The sequence below is a fragment of the Parabacteroides sp. HGS0025 genome (assembly GCF_000969845.1).
GTDB classification, from domain to species: Bacteria; Bacteroidota; Bacteroidia; order Bacteroidales; family Tannerellaceae; genus Parabacteroides; species Parabacteroides gordonii.
The window spans coordinates 1,147,819-1,169,980 of record NZ_KQ033903.1 but is presented as its reverse complement, the minus strand read 5'-3'; the positions used below and the strand labels follow the sequence as shown (position 1 = coordinate 1,169,980).

Genomic DNA, 22,162 nt, shown 5'->3' with positions numbered 1-22,162 from the left:
ATGTCAGACGTAATCGAAGGAAAGGAGGTAAAGCTATGAAAAAGCCTTTATCATTGAAGTCTGAACGGGAGATATTGATAAATGCAATAAAAGACCTCGTTAATGTTAAGCACCGTATTAGTGATCTTGCAGAGGCGAAAAATGATGTATCTAAGCTGTATGGCAGTAAGTTTTTGGATATAGAGATGGAGATAGGCGGTTTGTGTAGTAGCCTAGGCGAGATGGTTGGTTACACCGTTTATTCTGATATTTGCGAAGGATTGGAGGTGAACCCATGAATGAGATAAGCACAAAAAACAAAGAAGGGACGAGCTCTCCCATGTTTCAGCGCAAGCTGCTTTTCATTATCCATACCATTGACGAGAAGTGTTACCTGGTAAGCGCCGATACGATTTATTATGATAACCTCTTAAAACCAATGTTGGTTTTCGGGAATTGTTCCTGTGTTGAGCAGGTGTATAACGAGGAGGTGATGAGGTTTGAGCAAAGAGATCCGGAGAATTCCGGGGTAATGACCTGGGCTTTTGAGAAAATAAGACTGATGTATCAGTTATTCTAAAAAGAAATAAGGCCGTTATGGGAATTCTCATTTCGGCCTTTATTTGTATTTTTACGGAAAAATCAATTAAGAAGATGGAAAATCGATCAACTGAAATAAGGAATAAGAGAAAGGATCTTACCCCTTATTTATTCCACTTTATTAAAGGTAATAATACTCCGAAGGCTATTCTTTCAAAAATACTTACAGAGGAGTGCTTGAGGTCTGATCAAGGTGTAATATGTTTTACAGAAGCTCCGCTGACTTCTTGTAAAGAGATGTTTGATCTTATGAAACAGTATCCTAGGCCCATGTATACAGAGTTTGGTATAGGTTTACCAAGAGATTTGCTATATAACCTTGGCGCGCGAAATATTATATATGGGAAAGGAGAAGAACTAAAGTTATTTCCTGAGGATGTACAGTGGCGATGCTTGGAGTTTGAACCAAAATCCTATGATTTTACGTGGTTGCGAGAATGGAGGCTGCATAAATCTGTATTTGACTTTTCTCAATATAGGAATGATGTATTTGTGATAACTCCTACAGATTGCGATTTGATTGAATTTACAATTCCTTATGATATTGATGCGGAATATGAATATGAAGCAGGAGATGATCCAACCTTTAATGCATGGAGTTCTGGGTATCGAACTTGGAAAGGGATATCAATGGAGGAAATTGTGAAAAGAAATTTAAGGGATGATATAGAAGTTCTTACTTCAATCAATGCACAAATATTGGGGAAGGAGACTGATGATGTAAGGAGAAAATTATATGAATATTTAGGGTTTTAATAAATACGGGCCAGGAACCACCCCGACCCGCTATGTGTTAAACCAACCAACGAGTACCGCTGTACATCTAACTGATTGATATCACAAAGGTAACACTAAAAATCAATTTGTCAAGATGAGGGAATGAGGCTGTTCGTAAGTTGGGAGAAATTCTTACCGCTATTCTTACCGCAAAAGAAAAACCGTCTACTATCTTACTGATAATAAACGGCTTTCTTCGATTGTGTGTTGTCTCACGAGGATTCGAACCTCGACAGACAGAACCAAAAACTGTAGTGCTACCATTACACCATGAGACAATCCGGCGCTTTATCTAAAGCGATGCAAAGGTAAGAATAAAATCTTACCCTGCAAGCATTTTTTGCAATTTTCTTATTTTGCAAGCAGAAGATAGTAGTTCTTTTTACCTCTTTGAACCAGCATATATTTTTCATTCAACAGAGAAGAACAGTCAATAATAGTTTCTGCATCAGCCAGTTTATCTTTGTTTATACTGATACCGCCACTCTGCACCAATTTACGCATTTCACCTTTCGACGCGAAAACGGCCGCCTTCTCTGTAAGCAGGTCGATAGCCTTCACACCGGCACTCAGTTCATCGCGATTTACCTCAAACTGCGGAACACCTTCAAATACAGCCAATAGCGTATCTTCATCCAACTTCATCAAAGATTCGTGGGTAGAGTTACCAAACAAGATATTAGAAGCTTCAACAGCTGCCTCATAGTCTTCCAGAGAGTGAACCATTACAGTGATTTCTTTTGCCAGACGTTTCTGCAACGGACGAAGGTGAGCTGCTGCTGCTTGTTCTTCTTCCAGTGTCGCAATCTCTTCCTGACTCAAGTCTGTAAAGATCTTAATATAACGGGCAGCATCGGCATCGCTTACATTCAACCAGAACTGGTAGAATTTATAAGGAGATGTATAACGGCGATCCAGCCAAACATTCCCTGATTCTGTTTTACCGAATTTACCTCCGTCTGCTTTTGTGATCAGCGGACAAGTAAGAGCGAATGCTTCACCACCTGTTTTACGGCGGATCAGTTCCGTACCGGTAGTAATGTTACCCCATTGGTCGGAACCACCCATCTGAAGGCGGCAACCTTCATTCTGATACAAGAACAGGTAATCGTATCCTTGCAACAACTGGTAAGAAAATTCAGTGAAAGACATACCTACACTCGATTCGGAGCTAAGACGTTTCTTTACAGAGTCCTTAGCCATCATATAATTAACTGTCAGGTGTTTACCGATATCACGGATAAAATTCAGGAAGGTGTACTCCTTCATCCAGTCGTAGTTGTTTACCAACTTGGCTGCATTAGGAGCATCTGAATCGAAATCCAGAAACTTCGACAACTGCTTTTTGATGCTGTCCTGATTGTGACGAAGCGTTGCTTCATCAAGCAGATTACGTTCTGCCGACTTCATTGAAGGGTCTCCGATCATACCGGTGGCACCACCGACCAGAGCGATAGGACGGTGTCCGGCACGCTGCAAATGCTTCAGCATCATTACACTAACAAGGTGTCCGATATGTAATGAATCGGCCGTCGGGTCAATGCCTACGTAAGCAGAAGTCATTTCTTTCTGTAACTGCTCTTCTGTTCCGGGCATCATATCATGAATCATGCCCCTCCATCTTAATTCTTCAACAAAATTCATCGTTTTAATTATTCATTATTATATAGTTAATGCGGACAAAGATACGACTTTATGTAGACACACAAATCATAAAGTGAACAAAAGCGTAACATTTATTCAACTTAGAAAGCTTTATCATATGGTCGGAAACAAACGGCCTACCGTTTGATTAACCTGATTACCCAACTCATTAACAGAGATTTGGAGACCTGAAGCAAGACGTTGGTAAATATCTTGTATGGAACAGGACGATTCATCTGTTTCAATCAACAAACGTTCCGGCCAAGCTTTACATAAAGACGATATCTGAAAATGTTCTCCAAAAGACAGATAAAAACCTTGTAAAATCAATTGCTGTGCGAGTTCTCCGTTACCACGAAAGCCGTGAATGATCCAGGGGATATGAGGTTTCACTATTTTTCTGACAGCAATAAGTTCTCCCCAGGCTTTTACACAATGAATAATAAGTGGTTTATTCAACTTTTCAGCCAATACGGCTTGCCTTAAAAAAACATTCTTCTGAATATCTAAAGGCGTTTTCACCAGCTTGTCAAGTCCGGCTTCACCAATAGCGACAATAGCAGAGGAAGAAGCAACCGATTCAAGACAGGAAATCTGCTTATCTACATTATGTATATACCACGGATGAATACCGGCAGAGCACCATTGAGCAGGCATGGATAAATCACATTCCTCCCTTATAATCGTATTTACGATTGCGATATCCTCCGGATGAACCGAGGGTTGATGAGTATGTATATCGTAGTAAATCATATTTACGGCACCGGATCATACCCGCTTCCACCCCAGGGATGGCATCGGAGCAGTCGTTTAACAGCGAGGTAAAGCCCTTTGATCGGGCCATATTTCTTCAGGGCTTGCACAGCATATTCGGAACAAGTAGGTGTGTACCTGCACGAAGCCGGTGTCATAGGAGAGATACAATATTTATAGAAATAGACCGGCAACAGAAGGAGTGTAGTAAAGAATTTCTTCATTATTCTTTGTCACGCAATATTTTGATTGCTTTCGTCATTGCTTTCTCCATATCGGTAAAAGGATGTATTTCTTTGTCCAGATACAGGAAGGCAACGAGCATTCGCTTATTTTTTTCTGTCAACGGATCGATCAGATCATATTTACGTACCCGGTAGGCTTCACGTACCTGACGCTTGATCAGGTTTCGTTTAACGGCACGTTTGAATTTTTTCTTGGGAACGCTGATCAGGATAGAGACAGGAGCAGCCATCTCTTCTTCCAGCGGTAAATAAACGACCCGCAGTGGAAACGCCACAAACGATTGTCCTTTTTCAAACAACAGGTCAATGTAACGTTTCCACGACAGGCGCTCTTCTTTAGAAAGGGTATACCTTTTATTTTCCATTCTTTTTATTTCCACCCAACTCTTTCTTCAGATATAAATCCAAAGCAGCCGTCATTGAGGGAGCTTCGGGAGTAGGTGCTTCCACATCCAGCCTGAGGCCGGCATCCTTTACCGCTTTCGCTGTAGTAGGACCAAAACAACCGATCTTTATATCTTCCTGTTTAAAATCGGGGAAGTTCTTCAATAAAGAAGAAATACCTGAAGGACTGAAGAATACCAGCATATCGTAATCGAACTTCTCATCTTTTGCAAATTCGTTACTTACTGTTCTATACATAATAGCTTTTGTATAGTTAATCTTCTTTGCATCCAGCATAGCGGTCAGATCTTCTTTATGCACGTCTGATACAGGCACAAGATATTTTTCTTTCGCATGCTTTGCAATAACGGTAACCAAATCTTCAGGCTTCCCGGTCTGACCGAAAAATATCTTACGTTTTCTATACACGATATACTTCTGAAGATAAACTGCAATAGCTTCCGTCATACAGAAATATTTCATTGTTTCCGGAATGGTGACACGTAGTTCTTCACATAAATGAAAAAAGTGGTCAATAGCTGTACGGGCAGTAAAAATTACCGCCGAATAGTCCAGAATAGAAATTCTCTGCTGTCTGAACTCTTTAGATGAAAGAGCTTCTACTTTGATAAAAGGACGGAAGTCGATTTCAACCCCGTATTTCTCTGCTATGTCGAAATACGGTGACTTCTCGGATGCAGGCTTCGGTTGCGATACCAACAACTTTTTGATGTTCAATGCCATAGAGTACTCGTCTCGATAAAGTTATACAAAAAAATCATACCTTCATACAAAAATATAAGAGGTAAAATTTCTTGGGTGCAAAGGTACAAACTAATATATAATAAACCTGCATTATTCTTGTGAAATATCCGTATTGTCTTATAAATTATTACAAAACGACACAAAAAATAGAAAATACAAAACAATATAACGGGTGCTACTGTTTTACTACCTACGAATAATAACCAAAGGACAGGAATATATAATAAAATGCCCCAACTACCCATTGTTGCATTATAACTTTTCTTCCAAAATCTGTATTTTTCAGGAGAAGCAAAAATAAATCCCAACAGCGAATAACAAAATTGCTTAAACTGGAAGAACAAGAACAGCACACAAAAAATAAAAACAATTGTAAAAAGGACTTCTTTCTCACCTAAATGGCTGGCTATACCTCTTGTACGGGCAATAGTAAACAGAGCTATACTACACAGAAAAAGCGCCTGAAATATCATAAAATGGCGGAAGAAAGTTTCACTTTTCCCTACTGTTTCGTCAAACAGATTCTGCCGTTCCTTTAAATACAAGACATCCTTCAGCATCTTTATAAAATGCTGATAATTAGCCCGGAATATAACAGCAAAAGCAACCAGCAAGGATAGCAGCAATGAGAAGATCACATCATCCACCAACTGTCCGTCCCACAAACGAATTCCCACATATCCTTCAAACATATTCATGCATTGCAATTTAGCTCTGCAAAGATAGGGAATAATATAAGGCAGAACAAAAAATCAGCAAAACAGGAAATCCGAATGCTTTGCTGATTATAGTTTCACCCTGATGAAACACTTGTTTCTCCTAGGTGAAACAGTTGTTTCATCAGGGTGAAACTATTTAAACCAAGTAATTAAACGAACAATGCTTCTTTAATAATCTCCCCAACGGTAGGATGTGGGAAAACGATCGACCGCAACTCGTCGGCTTTCATGCCTTTTTCTATTGCAAGACCTGCGATAACGATCAGTTCAGAAGCCGGATTGCCCAGCAGATGGGCACCGATCACTGTTTCATCTTCGGCCAGGATCAATTTACAGACTCCGTTTCCCTGTTCATTCTCTGCCACAAAACGACCGGAGAAAGCCATCGGTAATTTCTTTACCGTATAAGGAATACCTTCCGCCTGAAGTTCTTCTTCCGTTTTACCAACACCGGCAATTTCGGGATTTGTATATACAACACCCGGTATTGCTTTATAGCTCATTCCGTCGCGGGCTTTTCCCAAGATATGTTTCACCGCTACTTCAGCCTCGCTGACAGCCGTATGAGCGAGTAAAGAAAAGGCCGTGATGTCGCCGCAGGCATATACATTGGGCAGAGAAGTCTGCATATATTGGTTCACTTTTATACCGTTCTGGAAAGGTTCGACACCTAAAGTTGCCAGGCCGAAACCTTTGGTCACCGGACGCCGGCCTACACTCAGCAGGACTTTCTCTCCACTGATAACAAAGCTTTCGTCCTCTTTCTCGACAGTGACTTCACCACCGTGAACAGCTGTCACCTTATGGCCCAGATAGAACTTGATCCCTCTTTTGGCATATTCAGCCTGAAGCATTTCGGATAGTTCCTTATCCATCGGGCCTAATATCTTATCCAGCATTTCCACCACATGTACTTCCGTTCCCATGCTATTGAAGAAAGAGGCAAATTCCATACCGATCACTCCTCCACCGATAATCACGAGAGAGGCGGGAAGTTCTTTTGTCTGCAAGGCTTCACGGCTCGTCCAGTATTCTGTCTCTGCCAGACCGGGGATCGGCGGGATCACGGTTTCAGAACCGGTACACAGCAGCAGGTTGGCCGCTTCATAGGTTTCTTCACCACAGGCAATAGTTATGGTTCCATCAGCGGCACGCCCTTTTATCTCAGCTTCACCGTTGACTACAACCACTCCATGTTCCGTCATCTTCATACGGATACCGGCGGTAAGTTTCTTTACCACTTTATTCTTACGGGCAATGATCTTAGGAAAATCAAATGTCGGATTCTCCGCTTTGACGGCATATTTCTGTGCATGTTTAATGGTATCATACACTTTGGCCGAATAAAGCAATGTTTTTGTTGGAACACATCCTTCATTGAGGCAGACACCGCCTAATGCGTTTTTCTCGAAAAGTATGGTAGAAAGTCCACCGGCAGCCGCTCTTTCGGCCGCAGTATAACCGGCAGGTCCCCCACCGATTATAGCAACATCGTATTTCATGTTATCAGATTTAATTAAGTTTTATATTGTGATTCTATTTTCTTGTTATAACAACCCGGCATTACTCCTAATCTCGATATCCGGATTAAACTTCTTCAGCAGCTTGACAAATTCTTTCTCATTCTGGGGAGATATCAGCATCCACATCTGTCCGTTCTTCCAGATAACGATTCTATCCAATGATAAAGAATAACTGAAAACCGGAAGGATAGAAGGTTGCAGCGCCTCTATATCGGCAATAGCGATCTCCTTTTTAGGAAAGAAACCGCAACGGAGCAGCAGCATGCCGTCTGTCGTAACCACATAATAGGTATTGAAAAACACATGCAATGTCAATGCACTGGCGACCAACGAAATAACAATAGCCGCAACATTCTGGTGCAATACGGATACCACACACAAAACTGCCAGCACAATGATCAGCAAATGATACCACCAACCGATCTTAGATTTAAAGACTCTATCCATTTTACGAATTTTCGCGCAAGATAGTCATTTCTTCATTTACTTGTTGTAAAGCCGCCACAAAACCTTCGGTATCGACCGGATGAACCGTGTTCGTATATTCTTCGTCTTTATAAGGTTTACTATAATATACTACCACGCTACCCGACTCTTTTACAAAGACTTTATCGATTGCTTCAACAGGGATGGCCACAAAATTTCCTTGTGTCAGGTATTTACTGTCTATTCTGTATGGCTGGAAGGCAACGCAAGCGATCGCTACAACTGCAACATAGATAAACCAGGGCACATCATTCAAATAGAATAACCCGAAAATGATTAACAGGCAAACGGCAATCGAGAGATGTTTCGGAGTTATCATCCGTTTTCTAAATGCTTTCTTTTCCATAACTTTACGTATTAAAGTTAGTAATAAGCAATATTAAGCATTTTTATCCTTATAATCAAGTTCATTCCGTTATTTTTATAGTTCTTTGTTCCTATCCGAAAAATCCCCTGAAAAATGAATACGCTGTAACTTTACAGAAACAGCGTATTCATTGTAAAAGGTTATTTCGATCGTATTCAATACTCTATCTCAGGTATATAAACCGACCTGTAGGACTGATGTAATCCCAAGATCGTGCGTAAAATTGTCCCTTTCTTATCCGTAAAGACAACAGTGCTGGTTTGTGTCGAACCGAACATCAATAAATTGTCATTCAATATCTGGACATTACTCATATAAGGAGAGCTGTATTCCGGTAAAGTCACTTCCATAGTCACCTCCGCTTTCCGGGCTTTTTCATCGACCGAATAGATCAATGCACGGGAAAGATGATTGTAAATGCCATTATCAAACACCAGAACTTCATTCGGTTTTAACGGGTCAACGCTATGCATACCGTTTGCATAACCAGCCGCAGGCATATCGACATTACCCTCTCTACCAACCCTATACAAAACTTTCCCCGTCTTTCTCTCTATCTTCCACAACTCACTTCTCCAGTTAAAAGACATATAAATATTACCTTCAGAATCAAAATTAACCGAGTTGGCATGCAGCCAATCATCTTTATACCATATAGGATTCTCCAATACGCTGGTAACCGGTACCATTTCCATGATATTAGGATCATCCGCCGGATGCAATTCGCCGAAACAATCCCATTCTTCGAGCTTGTTACCTTCCATATCGAAGATTGTATAGCCGTCTCCCCATACTATCTCTTCTTTACTCCCTCCACGTTCTGTCAGATCAAATGTCTTAGGAGTATAATTTACCAGGATCAGGTTCCCGTCCGGCATGCGACGGATATCATGGTGAACATAGAATTTATCAAATACCTTATCCAGCAGTCGTTTCCCCGTCAGATCCATCACTACGATTTCATTGCCGGTATAATCCTTTTCCGCATAAGCACCTATGATGCAGGAGATTGTATTCGTTTTCTCATCAAAACTAGCCACACGTACAGCCTTTTCCATATTCTGATACCAGACAATGTTACCTTTAGTATCCACCATCGTAATATAACCGGGTTTATCTGTCTTCATCAACAGGATATAACCGGGAAGATCTTCTTCCATCTTATTGATGGGCATCGAATAGACTGGAACACCTGATGGCAGCGAAGATGTTGTAAAGGTATATCCTTCGGAGACCGTCGAAGCTGCTCCCGTCGAAGCCTTTACCTTAAAAGTATATTCGGTTTCAGGCTCTAATAAAACTAACGTAGAGGTAGAAGAACCGTCAGCCTCGGCCAGTGCCGTCATCTTTTTAGATGCTTCATCATCACTTTTCCAATACTCGATCTGATAGTCCACGGCTTGCCTGAACTCTATATTGACATCCATCCTCAACACATTATCCGATTTGGGGGCTACCTGTATCGCCCGAATCAGTTCCGTCGGAGGCACCTCACCTTCCGGATCATTACTGCACGCTACGAATGCGAGCAGTAACATCATACACAAATACTTCATTAGCTTCATAATATCACATTTATTGATTAACGAATTGCTATTTCATCCACCATGGTCCATACATCACTTCTGGCATCTCGATGCCACATGGGACAAACCGGAACTACTTTAACCTTAATTTTTATATAACGAGCCTCACAAGAAGTGAATCTCAACTCATAAACTTTCGTTTTATAATTCTTTTTCCGATCCATCTCATTCACTATCCGACCGACGGAACTGTATGTCCGGTTATCAACAGAAACGAACACCTCCATTCCTTCCGGCAGGAAAAGACGATCGAGAATAGACTGGATAAACCGGGCATCGACTTCCGAAACAATTTCTTTTTCTCCAAGATCAACCGTTATCTCGAAGTCGTCGTGTTTAAATCCTAACCAGTTTTCATCATAATTGCGGGCACCCAACACGCCATCCGTCAATGATCCGGTACCTTTTGCACAATATTGGGTTAACGGCAGGCTCACTGTAACAGGCTTTCCCAACGCTTTGTTTCCTTTAGCCAGAAACTTCAGATATTGCAAGGGAACGTTCGTCATTTCCTCTTTATATTCATCTATCGGTGTCATCCATTCGCATAAACGACGTGTATTATTTTCTTTACAACAAGAAATAAAATGATCTAATTTATGCATAAAATCTTCATTCACCGCCAGGTTTCCATCTTCGTTGTCAACCAGAAATCCTCTTTTGCCGACAGGCATCAGATTGGCCTGTTCCAACTCAGCAAAGATAACAGGTAGACGTGCAAACTGTACACGTGCCGTCAGGTCCTTATCACCGGCAACGGCTTCCTCCGCCTTATCAAAACACCGGTTATAGGCATCCAGATTCTCCGGTGACAAATAACCATTGACTGGTGTCAGAGCATTCCCGAAAATGCTTAGCTCCTCCCCACTTTTCTCCAGATTATCATGTAATAAGGTCATATATTCTTTAATGTATTTCCCGGCCTGTCCATAATAACCTTCCAGAAAATCATAGATCACAGCATCCAAATCGCAATCCGGATTCCACAGTAACTTAGCCGAGACATAAGCTCTCAAATAACACATTTCCCCGGCAGGCTCCGGATTACCCTGAGAGAAAACGGAAGTGACATGATTGCCTGCAAAATATTTCATATTAGGCTGCAAGGTTCTGAAATTAGGGAAAGGAGTATACAAATTGCTAAACTGCACTATATAATCCCACAAAAGTATATTATGAGATATTTTTGCCCAGTCGTCCATATCTTTTCTAAAGCCTGCACTCAATGTATCCAAAGGAATCGGCTTGCTTCGGTTACATTCGATATTACAGAACATGATATTCACATTCCCAGCCGGTTTCGCCAGTTTAGGGGCTTTACGGGTAAACTGATAGGCCAAGGTTGAAATTATCTTATCCGAATGGCGCTCCGCCACTTTATTAATAAAACGGATCAATAACCCAGAAGGGCTCCCCTCCTCTTCGTAAACCTTTTTACAGACTGCGCATTTACAGTAATTGTAATTATCGTTTTGGCTGACCGACCAATAGAGCGCTTCCGGCTTTTCAGATATGCAGGAATCGAGTTCTTTACAAAGAACGTTCAACAATTCCGGATTACTCAGACAAAGTTGCGAAGGAACACGCTCCCCTTTTTCATTCATTGCATAATATTCCGGATGCCGGTCAAAATACTTTCCGGGAGGGACCAGTCGGTCGAATGTATGTACCCAGAACCCCCATTTGCCTCTGTCCACCCAACTGGTAGGAGTCTGCGTCAACCGCAACCAATCAAAAAAAGCATTGTCATTGGCACATACATATAGCATATTCCGGGATGTAATAACCGGAACCTGCCAGTCATCTATATTGGCAGGCAATAAGACTGTCGACCGTTGCGGAACGACTTCCACGGCAGGCGTATATTTCCTGCATCCCCAATATTTTTCCAGTAATTCATAAACACCATAGAGAGTGCCATAGCTATTGCCACCCATTATATAGAGTTTATGTGCATTCGTTTTAATATAGAAACCATCCTGTTCCAGCTTATCCAGTGAAATGGCCAAAGGAATAAGCCGATTGGTATTCCCTATCGAAATTTCATAATCGACAGGAGTAACGTTATCTTCAACGACCGGCAGCATCACTCCGGCTATTTTATTAAGATATTCATTCAGTTCCTTTGCTGCTCTTTGCTCTATCATTGTAGGAGATTGGGGTACTACAATGACATAATCACTTTTTCCAGATTTTATTATTTCCAGATCACTGTTACATGCACCCAGGCATATAATACAAAGAATCGTCAATGAGATAGTTACTATATTTTTCACGGGATTATATTTTTGTTGAACAGAGTCCTGCTAACGGATCATTCGTGATACCTGTATTTTACATAATCAAAGATACCATAGTTTTCCTGTGCCGGAAGATTGTCTCCTATAAACTTCAGATTCTCAACACTGCAAAAGATATAAAATGCGAAAGCTGTACCAAAAGTTTGCTGTACCGTACTGACAATCTTCTTATCTATCAGCCAATCGACTTTATAGTTACCATCCACCAGAGTAAGGTCTATTTCAAAGATGTGCCATCCTGTTTTTATCTTTACAGGGACAGACTTAAACGGATGATCCTGCGTAGTCATATAGGCGATCATCTCATCAGGTCCGGCTCCCAGCTCTTCCCGTACCGCCTGTTTCCCATATCCTACTTCAAAATCGATTTCATGGTGGTCATCACAATAAATCCAGGAGCCGACACTGGCCTGATCTCCTTTCCCCATTTCCGGGATATAAGTTTTCCAAGTATAGCGTCCGGTCGTATAAATTTTATCAGTTGTACGGACTTTCTTCCTGTCCCATGAACCGGCCCGCGTAAAAATGTGCAACTTACCCTTCTTCAACACACATTGGTGATCTGGGTTATCATCCTGATGCGCATACACCCATCCTTCCAGATCATTAAAGTTCCAGACTTTTTTCTTCGGAGGTTGTGCATAGGTGTTGACTGTGCACAGGATAAACATCAAAAAAAGAATCCTGCCTATATATTTCTTCATATTCAGTCTATTATAATTCATTGTGGTAAAATTTACAGATAGGCCACCTGTCAAAGCAGGCACCTATCTGTCTATCAATTATTTGGAAAAACTTCTGCAATTTGCCAGATCCGGATTCAGATCCAGTTCTCTTTTCGGTACCGGGAAATAACGTCTGATATCGTTATCCGTCAGGTCCTGAGGATACACTTTCCATTCGGACGTGTAATCCGCATTCGGATCTTTTGAGTTCTTCTGGCGCCATTCTGATTTCACTTTTATGGCAGCTATATATTTATTCAAACGATCTTTCCACAATCCCATACGAATCAGGTCAGGACGGCGTACACCTTCATTGTTCAACTCAAAAAGACGTTCGTCACAGATGGCACTGCGTAAAGCATCTTTTGAAGAATAAGCAGCCAAAGACAAATTGTGGGCATCGTCCTGGAACGCACGGCTTCTGATCTGGTTGATCAAATCGATCGCCTCCTGTGTCGGTCCGTTCAGTTCGTTCAGGATTTCAGCCTTGCACAGGATGATGTCAGCCAGACGAAGCATCGGCATGTTATTCTTGGTATTATAATTATAAGTACCCGGACGGAGGTATTTATACTTTTTAGTATAAGAAGCTCCCAATTCGTTGATTGTCTGTGTTTCTGAATCCGCATAGACAGTACCTACCTTTTCTACTGATTCCGGTATGATATAATATCTGGGCTTCGGAGTAGCATCATTATCATAAACGTTTCTGAACTGGGTAACCAGCAATTCTGAGTAACGTTCGTCCGCCTTATCGAACACCCAGGTCAGTTCCAGAGGGACACTGAACAGGTTCCATCCCATATCGTAATCCCACGGAGTAAAGTTCATACCTATATCGGAGCTTCCGGAAGGAATATCCTGGCTGGAACGTACAGTAAAGATCAACTCATTATTATATAAGGTTGCATCTGTTTCAGGGTTGAACACATCCCATACTTTCGGTTGCAATGAATAAACACCGCCATTCAGCGCCAGTACTTCATTTGCATATTCGAGCGCCTTTCTCCATTCCGACACGTCATCTCCCCCTGACAAACGGGCACGGCCGGCAGCTCTCATATGGAGGCGACACAAGAAACCTGCTGCTGCGCCATAAGTTGCTCTTCCTGCATCCAGTTTATCGCTATAGCTCTGGGGTAATGCTCCTTTTGCAGCATTCAGATCCGTATCGATCTGTGTTTCGATCTCTTCTATCGAAGCAGGAGGCAGGATGGCATCCACAGCCACATCACTACTAACAACCAATGGTACGGTATAATATAAATCCGTCAGTTGATAATAGGCAAAACCACGCATGAAATGAGCTTCGGCCAATAATCTGCTCTTCAGTTCTGCAGCGACAGCCTCGTCATCCCCGAATTCTGTATCAGGAATTTCAGGGATCTTATCAAGTGCGATATTCGCACGGCTGATAATCTTATAATAACCGTTCCAGGAAGACGAAACATCCTGGTTGGTACTCATTTTCTGTTCATTCAACAACTCGCAGTCCATTTCTTTCATGAAACAGGCATCTGTCGTCATGTCGTTCAGATAGAAAATTGCCCTGTTGGATACCCCATGGAGAGGTTCATACATCGAGTTAACAGCTGCCGTCGCATCGTCTTTCGTTTTAAATGCATTCTCTGATGTCAGTTCCGAATAGACAACCTCCTCCAGTGTACTGTCACAAGAAGTAATGATGCCTGCCGAAAGAAAAGCCGCAGTATATATCAATCCTTTTTTCAATATGTTATTCATAACCGTATTCATTTAAAAAATTATTTTTGCACCAAAGTTAAATGTCCTGTAAGCAGGATAAGAGCTAAAGTCAAGTCCCTGTGAAACAGCTTTACCGCCATTCGTACTTACTTCCGGGTTAAAGCCTGTGTATCCGGTGATGGTAAACAGGTTCTGTGCACCGACAAATACACGCAGGTTCTTGACATACTTATACATATTTCCCCATTTCTGCAACGGCAGCGTATAGCCTAGTTCCACATTCTGCAATCTCAGGTAACTTGCATTTTCAATAAACCGTGAGTTAATATAAGAACCGTATTTAACACCGGCATCTTTTCTATATCCGTTACGTGGTATCTCATTGGACGGATTATGCTGCGTCCATCTGTCTTTCGAATCAATCAACCGGTTGTTGTCTTCCAATACCACACGCGACAAGTTCAGCAAGTCGTTACCGATAGAGGCGTCGAAGAAGAATGAGAAGTCGAAATCACGGATCTTGAAATTATTACCGATACCCAGGATCACATCCGGATTACCGTCGCCAATCACTTCACGGTCATTGATTGTAATTTGTCCGTCACCATCCAGGTCTTTAAACTTCGGGTCACCCGGAACCGATCCCGGTTGTGCGGCATACGTTTCTCCAGTCTGGATAATACCTTCAAATACATAACCGTATAATGAACTCAACGGGTAACCTTCCTTCAGCATAGCGTATTCTTCCCAGTTGTACCAGCCTTGCGGACTAACCGATTCGAAACGGGCTTCCCCCTGATTCAGTTCCAGCACTTTGTTCTTATTCCGTGAAATGTTGAATGTCGTATTCCAACTGAAGTTATGGTTTATGATATTATTGGATTTGATGAACAATTCAAAACCTCTGTTCTGGATTTTACCGTTATTACCCGTCATGGTCTGGAAACCACCCGTGGAACTGGATACTGAAATAGGATTCAACAGGTCTTTCGTACGTTTATCGTAGTAGTCGAAATTCACTTCAATACGCTTGTTCAGCAAAGAAAAATCGATACCCAGGTCGAGCTGTGAAGTAGATTCCCATTTCAGATCTTTATTTTCCGGATTGGAAGGATACATACCTTTCACGATCGAACCGCCCCCCAGATATACGTCTGTCATGGCAAATTTACGCTGTGAAAGATAATTACCGATTCCGTCATTACCGGTAACACCATAGCTGGCTCTCAGTTTAAAATCATAGAACAATGGTTTGATGAAACTCATAAAAGGTTCGTCACCCAATTGCCAGGCTACAGAAGCGGATGGGAAATATCCCCATTTATTACCCGGTCCGAAGTTTGAAGCGCCGTCTGCACGGATAGAAGCATTGATAATATATTTCTGGTTCAATACATATTCCGCTCTTGCGAAGAAAGAAGTGGTCGTATTGTCTTCCCTGGAAGAATTGATCCATTGTACCGTTTGGGCAGCTCCCATATTATTGAAGGAGAATTCGTCCGTAGAGAAACCGAACCCCTGCATTCCGTTCTGTTCGTAGATATGTTTGGTATAGGTCGTACCGGCAACAACTTTCACGTCATGTTTTTCCGTAAACTGCTGGTGCCAGGTCAATAAAGCATCCATCTGTTGTTTATCATTCTTATAGTTCCAGATCGTTGCCAGACCGTCGTTGGCTTTACCGACATTCGTACTTTTCGGATAGTACTTCTGATATTTTTCGTTATCATTGCTGTATGTATATTGAACACGTGCTGTCAATGATTTCAGGATATCGGCTTCACCATACAGGGTAACATACATATTATTTGTGATATCTTCGAAATCCACATCGTTCAATTCACTGAAGATGCCCGGTTTCTTCCCTTTTTTACCAAATACATCATCACCGGTGACAGTTGTCAAAGGAGACATCATGAAGATGTTATAAATAACGTTGTCGGTAGTCGTATTCGTACCCATATTCAGAAAGTTCTTGTTGGAACGGGCCATATAAAGATTTGAACCGAAACGAATTCTATCGTTCAATTTGTAATCCATATTCATACGGCCACTGAAACGGTTGAAATTAGTATTCTGCAATACGCCCAGATCATCCAGATAGTTACCTGAAATAGACATAGTCATCTTATCGCTACCTCCGGTAATAGAGAACTGGTGAGTCTGTGTCATTGCTGTCCTTGTGGTTGCATCGATCCAGTCCGTTCCTGCTCCCTTATATTGAAGTTCTTCCTGAGTATACGGAGGGTTACCGGAACTGCCGTTATCTTCCCACACTTTCATATTATAACCCATCACATCCTGGGCATCCATCAGTTTCCAAGGGTTCTGTAGGTTCTTCACAGATGCATTATAGGAGTAACTGACATTGAATGCTCCTTTCGTACCTTTCTTTGTTGTAATAAGAACAACACCGTTAGCACCTCTTGCACCATAGATAGCTGTAGCAGCGGCGTCCTTCAGGATCTCGATAGACTGGATATCTTCGGGGTTGATCTGGTTTCCGATCTCTGTCTGGAAGCCATCGATTACATACAATGGTTCGTTGTTCGAACTGATAGAAGAAGCTCCCCTGACGCGAATGGAAATACCTCCACCCGGTTCCGTCGAGTTTTGTTTTACCTGTACACCAGCTGCACGGCCTTTTAACAACTGTGCCGTACTGGTTACAACACCAGCCTTTATTTCATCGGTTTTCAATGAAGTAATAGCCCCGGCCAGGTCACGTTTACGGGTGACACCGTATCCAACGACTACCACCTCTTCTATATTCATGGCATCTTTCACTAATTTAATAGTCAGATCCGCCATACCGCTCTTTACAGACACTTCTTGTGTCACCATTCCTAAATAAGAAAAGGAAAGTGTTTCACCGACAGAAGCTGTAATAGAAAATTTACCGTCCAGATCAGTTGTCTGGCCGTTCGTTGTACCCTTTACCATTACCGCTACACCAATCAGCGGCTCCATCGTTTCAGCCTCATAGACGACTCCGTTTATCTTTTGCTGCGCAAAACCTGTACACCAAACTAAACATAGTAAATACAGAATTACAATTTTCCTCATAAGAATTTCAATTTAAGATTTATAAAACCAAGGAACATTCATATAGATCTAAGATTATAAAATTTAATTATTTTATGTATATAATCCATACGCTGGCAAAAGTATGCGGTTCGGAATGAAAAGGCATCAAATCCTGTCTAAATCTGTTCCTCTATTGTCTATTTTCATCTAAAAAGCCCATAAACAAAGGAGTAAGCTAAAGATGCAGATATATTTTATATAGGTGAAATTACTTTGAAACTTAATATTTAAATATATCTTTGTAGCAAATAAATTGCAATGATTAAACATATTATTACATTTTTATTTTGTTTGTTCTCTGTATGCGGATACATCGGTAATAGTTGGGGTAGCAATACGAATTATTATTTTAAACAGATCGCTATAGAGAACGGCTTGTCGCAGTCCAGCATAAACTGTATCCTGTGCGACCACAAGGGAATGCTGTGGATCGGAACCAAATCCGGTCTCAATTGCTTCGACCAGTATGAGCTGAAAAACTATTTCAACGAAAAAGAAAACCCTCACTCCTTACCCGGTAACTATATCCAGTTCATTGCAGAAGACCAGCAAAAGAATATATGGATCTCTACCAATACAGGGCTCGCCCTATACAATCCTGAGAATAATTCTTTCGACCTGATTCTCAAGGAAAAGGTTTTCTCATACCTGAACTTACCAAACCGGCTTTTACTAGGGGCAGAGAGCAGTCTCTATACATACGATCCCGAAAACAAACAATTACAGAAAGCAGTCTTCGACTCAAACAATCTGCCGCTGCATGATATCATTAAGCTGCTATCTTTCAGCGATCATCTGGTCCTTATTGCGACCAAAAACAACGGACTGTTTACCTATAATTACAAAACCGGTCATACGGACAAACTTCCGTTCGGAAATCATACCACCCTGCTGGACGTATATCTGGGATCAGACGGATATATCTATTTATCATCCTACAATAAAGGACTATTCTGCTATAGCCCGAACGGAAAACTAATAGCCAATTACACCACCAAAAACTCTCAATTAAGTAATGATATAGTTCTCGACATCCTGGAGAAAGACGGAGATCTCTGGATGGGGACCGATGGAGGAGGAATCAATATACTTAATCTTCAAACCCAGGAAATCAGCTGCATAAAACATATTCCCGGTGATATCAGCTCACTTCCGGTAAACTCCATCACCGTCCTTTACAAAGACAGTGAAAACAACTTATGGGCAGGCAGTGTCAGAGGCGGCATATTCGGAATCAAAGAGACCTATATAAAAACATATAAAGACGTAGCGCTGAATAATACTAACGGACTCAGCGAAAAAGCAATAATCAGCCTGCACGAAGACGAAGACAGTATTTTATGGATCGGTACGGATGGCGGAGGCATAAACCGGTACAATCCTTTTACAGGAAAGTTCAGACATTATCCTTCCACCTACGGAGATAAAGTCGCTTCAATTACATCTTTGTCCCGTTCTGAGTTGCTTGTCTCATTATATAGCAAAGAAGTTTTTATCTTCAATAAAAAGACAGGAGAATACAAACCTTTTACCATTTTGGACCACGACACCAATATCGAGGAGTGTTATTCCGGATACATGCCGCTTACCCATAAAGTTGCTGAAGACAAAATCTATATCTTGTCGCAAAGTGCACTTATCTATAACCCGGTCACCAGACAATTCTCTTCTCTCAAGATGAATGAGAAAGAAATTGATCCCGGAGCGCTTAACCTGGTTTATGCAGACGATTCCCTGACTTACCTGATCAAAGAACATTATGTGCTGGAAGGATTACAGAAAAATGACAGTATACATATCTTATTCAGTGTCGACCCTTCCGAAACAATCCATTCACTCTCATACGATAAAGAGGGAACATTCTGGATCGGCAGCGACCGGGGACTCAGCTATTACAACAAGAATGAAAAGATTTTACACAGGATTGAGACCAGGTTATTCAATAACATCACCCATTTATTTCTTGATAACCAGGGCAGGCTTTGGATATGCGCCCAGAACATGCTTTTCTCTTATGTGATAAATGAGAACAGATTCGTTGTGTGGAGCGAATCGGACGGCTTCTCTCCCAATGAAATATTATTCATGTACCAGAAACCGTCAAAAACCAATAACATTTATCTGGCAGGAACAAACGGCTTAGTAAAAATTGATAAAAACATATCCTACAACGATAAACTACAACCCCAGATAGAACTGGCCGACATTATATTTAACGGAAGCTCCTATATGAACAAATTTGATGAGAAAGAGAAGAATATCAATATTCCCTGGAATTATACCTCTTTATCCATAGCCATCAACCTGAATGAAAAAGATGTATTCCGCAAGGCTCTATTCCGTTACAGTATCTCCGGCCTCAACAATCAATACATCGAATCCTATAATCACAAGCTGGAATTACCGTCATTAAACCCCGGTAGTTATTCCATCCTGGTATCGTGCAATACAAAAAGCGGCATCTGGAGCCAGCCGATAAAGATTGCCACACTCCATATAACGCCTCCCTGGTATAAAAGCAATTGGTTTATTTCCAGCATGATCCTATTATTTCTCACATTGCTATCAGGTATAGTGTATCTGATTATCCGGAAAAAAGAAAACAAGTTGAAATGGGAAATGAAAGAACATGAACAGACTGTCAATGAGGAGAAAATACGTTTCCTTGTAAACATCAGCCATGAACTACGAACACCATTAACACTGATTTATGCCCCTTTAAAAAGATTGATCGACAGAAGTAACGACAAGCTCAAACCCGAACTGATCAAAGATCAGTTAAACAGCATATATAAGCAGGCCCGGCAGATGAAAAACATTATCAACATGGTACTGGACCTGAACCGGATTAAAACAGGAGAAGAGCCGTTGCAGAAACTTCCCCATACATTAAATGAATGGGTACGCTCGGTATCCGAGGATTTCAGAAACGAATATGAAGAGAAAAAGATCAACTTGCAATACGAATTGGATGATTCTATCGAATATATCTGGTTTGACGAATGGAAATGCCAGATCATCCTGTCCAATTTGCTTATGAATGCTTTAAAATTCAGCGACCAGCAGACAGAAATAACAATATCGACCCAACGGATGAATAACTTTGTACGGATTTCCGTCAAAGACCAGGGTATTGGTTTACAGAATGTTGATTCCGGCAGATTATTCAGTCGCTTTTACCAAGGAGAACACAATAAAAGCGGTAGCGGCATCGGCCTGTCTTATGCCAAAATATTAATCGAAATGCATGGAGGAAACATCGGTGCCTATAACAATACGGATAAAGGGGCAACATTCTATTATGAATTACCTATCCTCACCGATACATCTTTGCCGGAAGAAATGATGAACGACAACAACAGCGAAAACATCCCTATTCCCCTGGATATATCTGCCATAAACGTTTCATGTTCCAACTACTCATTATTAATCGTCGAAGACAAACAGGAACTTCGCATGTTTCTGAAAGATTCGTTCAAAGACGTATTCAATCATATTTATACGGCAGAAGATGGTATGACGGCATTGGATCTCATAAAAACAAGGCAACCCGATATCATTGTAAGTGATGTTATGATGCCGCGTATGGATGGATACGAACTATGCCGGCATATCAAAGAAGATGTCGAGATCAGCCACATTCCCATTATTCTGCTTACAGCCAAATGCGATCAGGATAGTACATCCACCGGTTATAAACTCGGTGCGGACTTTTATCTGTCAAAACCATTTGAACTGGATTTTCTTCTCACGATCATTGTCAATCTGCTGAAAAGCAGGGAGGCTATAAAACAAAAATACAAAGAGAGGGCAACTACTATTCTGCCGCAAGATTCGACAATCAGTAATGCAGATGAGACTTTCTTGGTTAAACTGAATAACCTGATCTATACTAATCTGTCAAATCCGGATCTGGATGTCAAATTCTTAATGGGTAATATGGCAATGAGCCGCGCTTCATTATATAATAAGGTAAAAGCACTCACCGATATGGGAGTAAATGACTACATCAACAAACTCAGAATAGAGAAAGCATCCTCCATGTTAATACATACGGACCTGAGTATCTCCGAAATATCATTTGAAGTGGGTTTCACTTACCAACGTTATTTCAGCACAATATTCAAACAAATAAAAGGGGTTACCCCCAGCCAGTTCAAAGAAGAAAACAAGAACAATAATAACATAGTCCAACAAGAACTAAGGTAGTTTTTGCTAATAATAGCCTTTATTTTGCCTGAATATCTTACTTTTTACACGAAAAATAGGGAAAAGAAGTACCTATGCTGCCTTATTTTGGGGGATTTGTATCCCAAATGGGGGATATTTAAACCTTAGTTCTTGTTGGTCTCTGGTAAAAATACCAAGAAAATACGCCGCCGCTTCACAGCAACAGCGTATCCACTTAAACCGGTCAAACAATTCCAAAAAGGAATATATTTTACTTGAATCCCCTTATTCCCATAAAAAGGATATAACGATAATTGTCAGTCGATTACAGTTTCCTCGTAGTTTCTA

General features: G+C 41.2%; 18 protein-coding genes. 4 read left to right on the top strand and 14 right to left on the bottom strand.

Going from position 1 to position 22,162, the window contains the following annotated elements; all coding sequences use genetic code 11:
- Positions 1–35: 35 nt before the first annotated feature.
- The 3 genes from HMPREF1212_RS21470 (at position 36) to HMPREF1212_RS21460 (ending at position 1,335) form a co-directional block, all read left to right on the top strand.
- A complete protein-coding gene (locus tag HMPREF1212_RS21470) occupies positions 36–278 on the top strand; it encodes a hypothetical protein (RefSeq protein WP_046151027.1) in 243 nt (80 codons plus the stop codon).
- On the top strand, positions 275–559 hold the full coding sequence (locus HMPREF1212_RS21465; protein WP_046151026.1) for a hypothetical protein: 285 nt from the start codon (positions 275–277) through the stop codon (positions 557–559). The genes HMPREF1212_RS21470 and HMPREF1212_RS21465 overlap by 4 nt, the downstream gene beginning before the upstream one ends.
- 74 nt (positions 560–633) lie before the next feature.
- On the top strand, positions 634–1,335 hold the full coding sequence (locus tag HMPREF1212_RS21460) for a hypothetical protein (RefSeq protein WP_157317094.1): 702 nt from the start codon (positions 634–636) through the stop codon (positions 1,333–1,335).
- Positions 1,336–1,707: 372 nt separating this feature from the next.
- On the opposite strand, the gene tyrS is transcribed toward HMPREF1212_RS21460, so the two are convergent.
- From tyrS to HMPREF1212_RS21385, 14 genes are all read right to left on the bottom strand, one after another.
- Positions 1,708–3,000: a tyrosine--tRNA ligase gene (gene tyrS / locus HMPREF1212_RS21450; protein WP_046151024.1), complete on the bottom strand. Its 1,293-nt coding sequence runs from the start codon at positions 2,998–3,000 to the stop codon at positions 1,708–1,710.
- 114 nt (positions 3,001–3,114) lie between these two features.
- Entirely contained in the window at positions 3,115–3,753 is a 639-nt protein-coding gene (locus HMPREF1212_RS21445; RefSeq protein WP_046151023.1) for a TatD family hydrolase, read from the bottom strand.
- Positions 3,754–3,755: 2 nt separating this feature from the next.
- On the bottom strand, positions 3,756–3,977 hold the full coding sequence (gene yidD, locus HMPREF1212_RS21440) for a membrane protein insertion efficiency factor YidD (protein WP_028730121.1): 222 nt from the start codon (positions 3,975–3,977) through the stop codon (positions 3,756–3,758).
- Positions 3,977–4,363, bottom strand: a complete 387-nt coding sequence (rnpA, locus tag HMPREF1212_RS21435) for a ribonuclease P protein component (RefSeq protein WP_028730120.1) — start codon at positions 4,361–4,363, stop codon at positions 3,977–3,979. Before rnpA ends, yidD begins: the two co-directional genes overlap by 1 nt.
- Positions 4,353–5,120, bottom strand: a complete 768-nt coding sequence (locus HMPREF1212_RS21430) for a uroporphyrinogen-III synthase (RefSeq protein ID WP_028730119.1) — start codon at positions 5,118–5,120, stop codon at positions 4,353–4,355. The genes rnpA and HMPREF1212_RS21430 overlap by 11 nt, the downstream gene beginning before the upstream one ends.
- Positions 5,117–5,845, bottom strand: coding sequence for a DUF4271 domain-containing protein (locus tag HMPREF1212_RS21425; protein WP_046151022.1), 729 nt, complete (start codon positions 5,843–5,845; stop codon positions 5,117–5,119). The genes HMPREF1212_RS21430 and HMPREF1212_RS21425 overlap by 4 nt, the downstream gene beginning before the upstream one ends.
- 170 nt (positions 5,846–6,015) lie before the next feature.
- On the bottom strand, positions 6,016–7,368 hold the full coding sequence (lpdA, locus tag HMPREF1212_RS21420; RefSeq protein WP_046151021.1) for a dihydrolipoyl dehydrogenase: 1,353 nt from the start codon (positions 7,366–7,368) through the stop codon (positions 6,016–6,018).
- Positions 7,369–7,413: 45 nt separating this feature from the next.
- Positions 7,414–7,836 (bottom strand): PH domain-containing protein, encoded by a 423-nt coding sequence (locus HMPREF1212_RS21415; RefSeq protein ID WP_028730116.1) that lies wholly within the window; start codon positions 7,834–7,836, stop codon positions 7,414–7,416.
- A gap of 1 nt (position 7,837) precedes the next feature.
- The gene (locus HMPREF1212_RS21410) at positions 7,838–8,221 is read right to left on the bottom strand and encodes a hypothetical protein (protein WP_028730115.1); all 384 of its coding nucleotides are present in this window, start codon (positions 8,219–8,221) and stop codon (positions 7,838–7,840) included.
- Between the two features lie 176 nt (positions 8,222–8,397).
- Positions 8,398–9,807 (bottom strand): aryl-sulfate sulfotransferase, encoded by a 1,410-nt coding sequence (locus HMPREF1212_RS26435; RefSeq protein WP_082099959.1) that lies wholly within the window; start codon positions 9,805–9,807, stop codon positions 8,398–8,400.
- A 17-nt stretch (positions 9,808–9,824) separates the two neighbouring features.
- Positions 9,825–12,104 (bottom strand): DUF4838 domain-containing protein, encoded by a 2,280-nt coding sequence (locus HMPREF1212_RS21400; protein WP_157317092.1) that lies wholly within the window; start codon positions 12,102–12,104, stop codon positions 9,825–9,827.
- Positions 12,105–12,142: 38 nt separating this feature from the next.
- The gene (locus HMPREF1212_RS21395; protein ID WP_046151020.1) at positions 12,143–12,832 is read right to left on the bottom strand and encodes a hypothetical protein; all 690 of its coding nucleotides are present in this window, start codon (positions 12,830–12,832) and stop codon (positions 12,143–12,145) included.
- A gap of 78 nt (positions 12,833–12,910) precedes the next feature.
- Positions 12,911–14,596 carry a RagB/SusD family nutrient uptake outer membrane protein gene (locus tag HMPREF1212_RS21390; protein ID WP_082099972.1) on the bottom strand — a complete coding sequence of 562 codons (1,686 nt, stop codon included), beginning with the start codon at positions 14,594–14,596 and terminating at the stop codon, positions 12,911–12,913.
- A gap of 12 nt (positions 14,597–14,608) precedes the next feature.
- Positions 14,609–17,623: a SusC/RagA family TonB-linked outer membrane protein gene (locus tag HMPREF1212_RS21385; protein ID WP_046151019.1), complete on the bottom strand. Its 3,015-nt coding sequence runs from the start codon at positions 17,621–17,623 to the stop codon at positions 14,609–14,611.
- A gap of 279 nt (positions 17,624–17,902) precedes the next feature.
- On the opposite strand from HMPREF1212_RS21385, the gene HMPREF1212_RS21380 reads away from it, so the two are divergent.
- Positions 17,903–21,853 (top strand): two-component regulator propeller domain-containing protein, encoded by a 3,951-nt coding sequence (locus tag HMPREF1212_RS21380; RefSeq protein ID WP_046151018.1) that lies wholly within the window; start codon positions 17,903–17,905, stop codon positions 21,851–21,853.
- Positions 21,854–22,162: the final 309 nt, after the last annotated feature.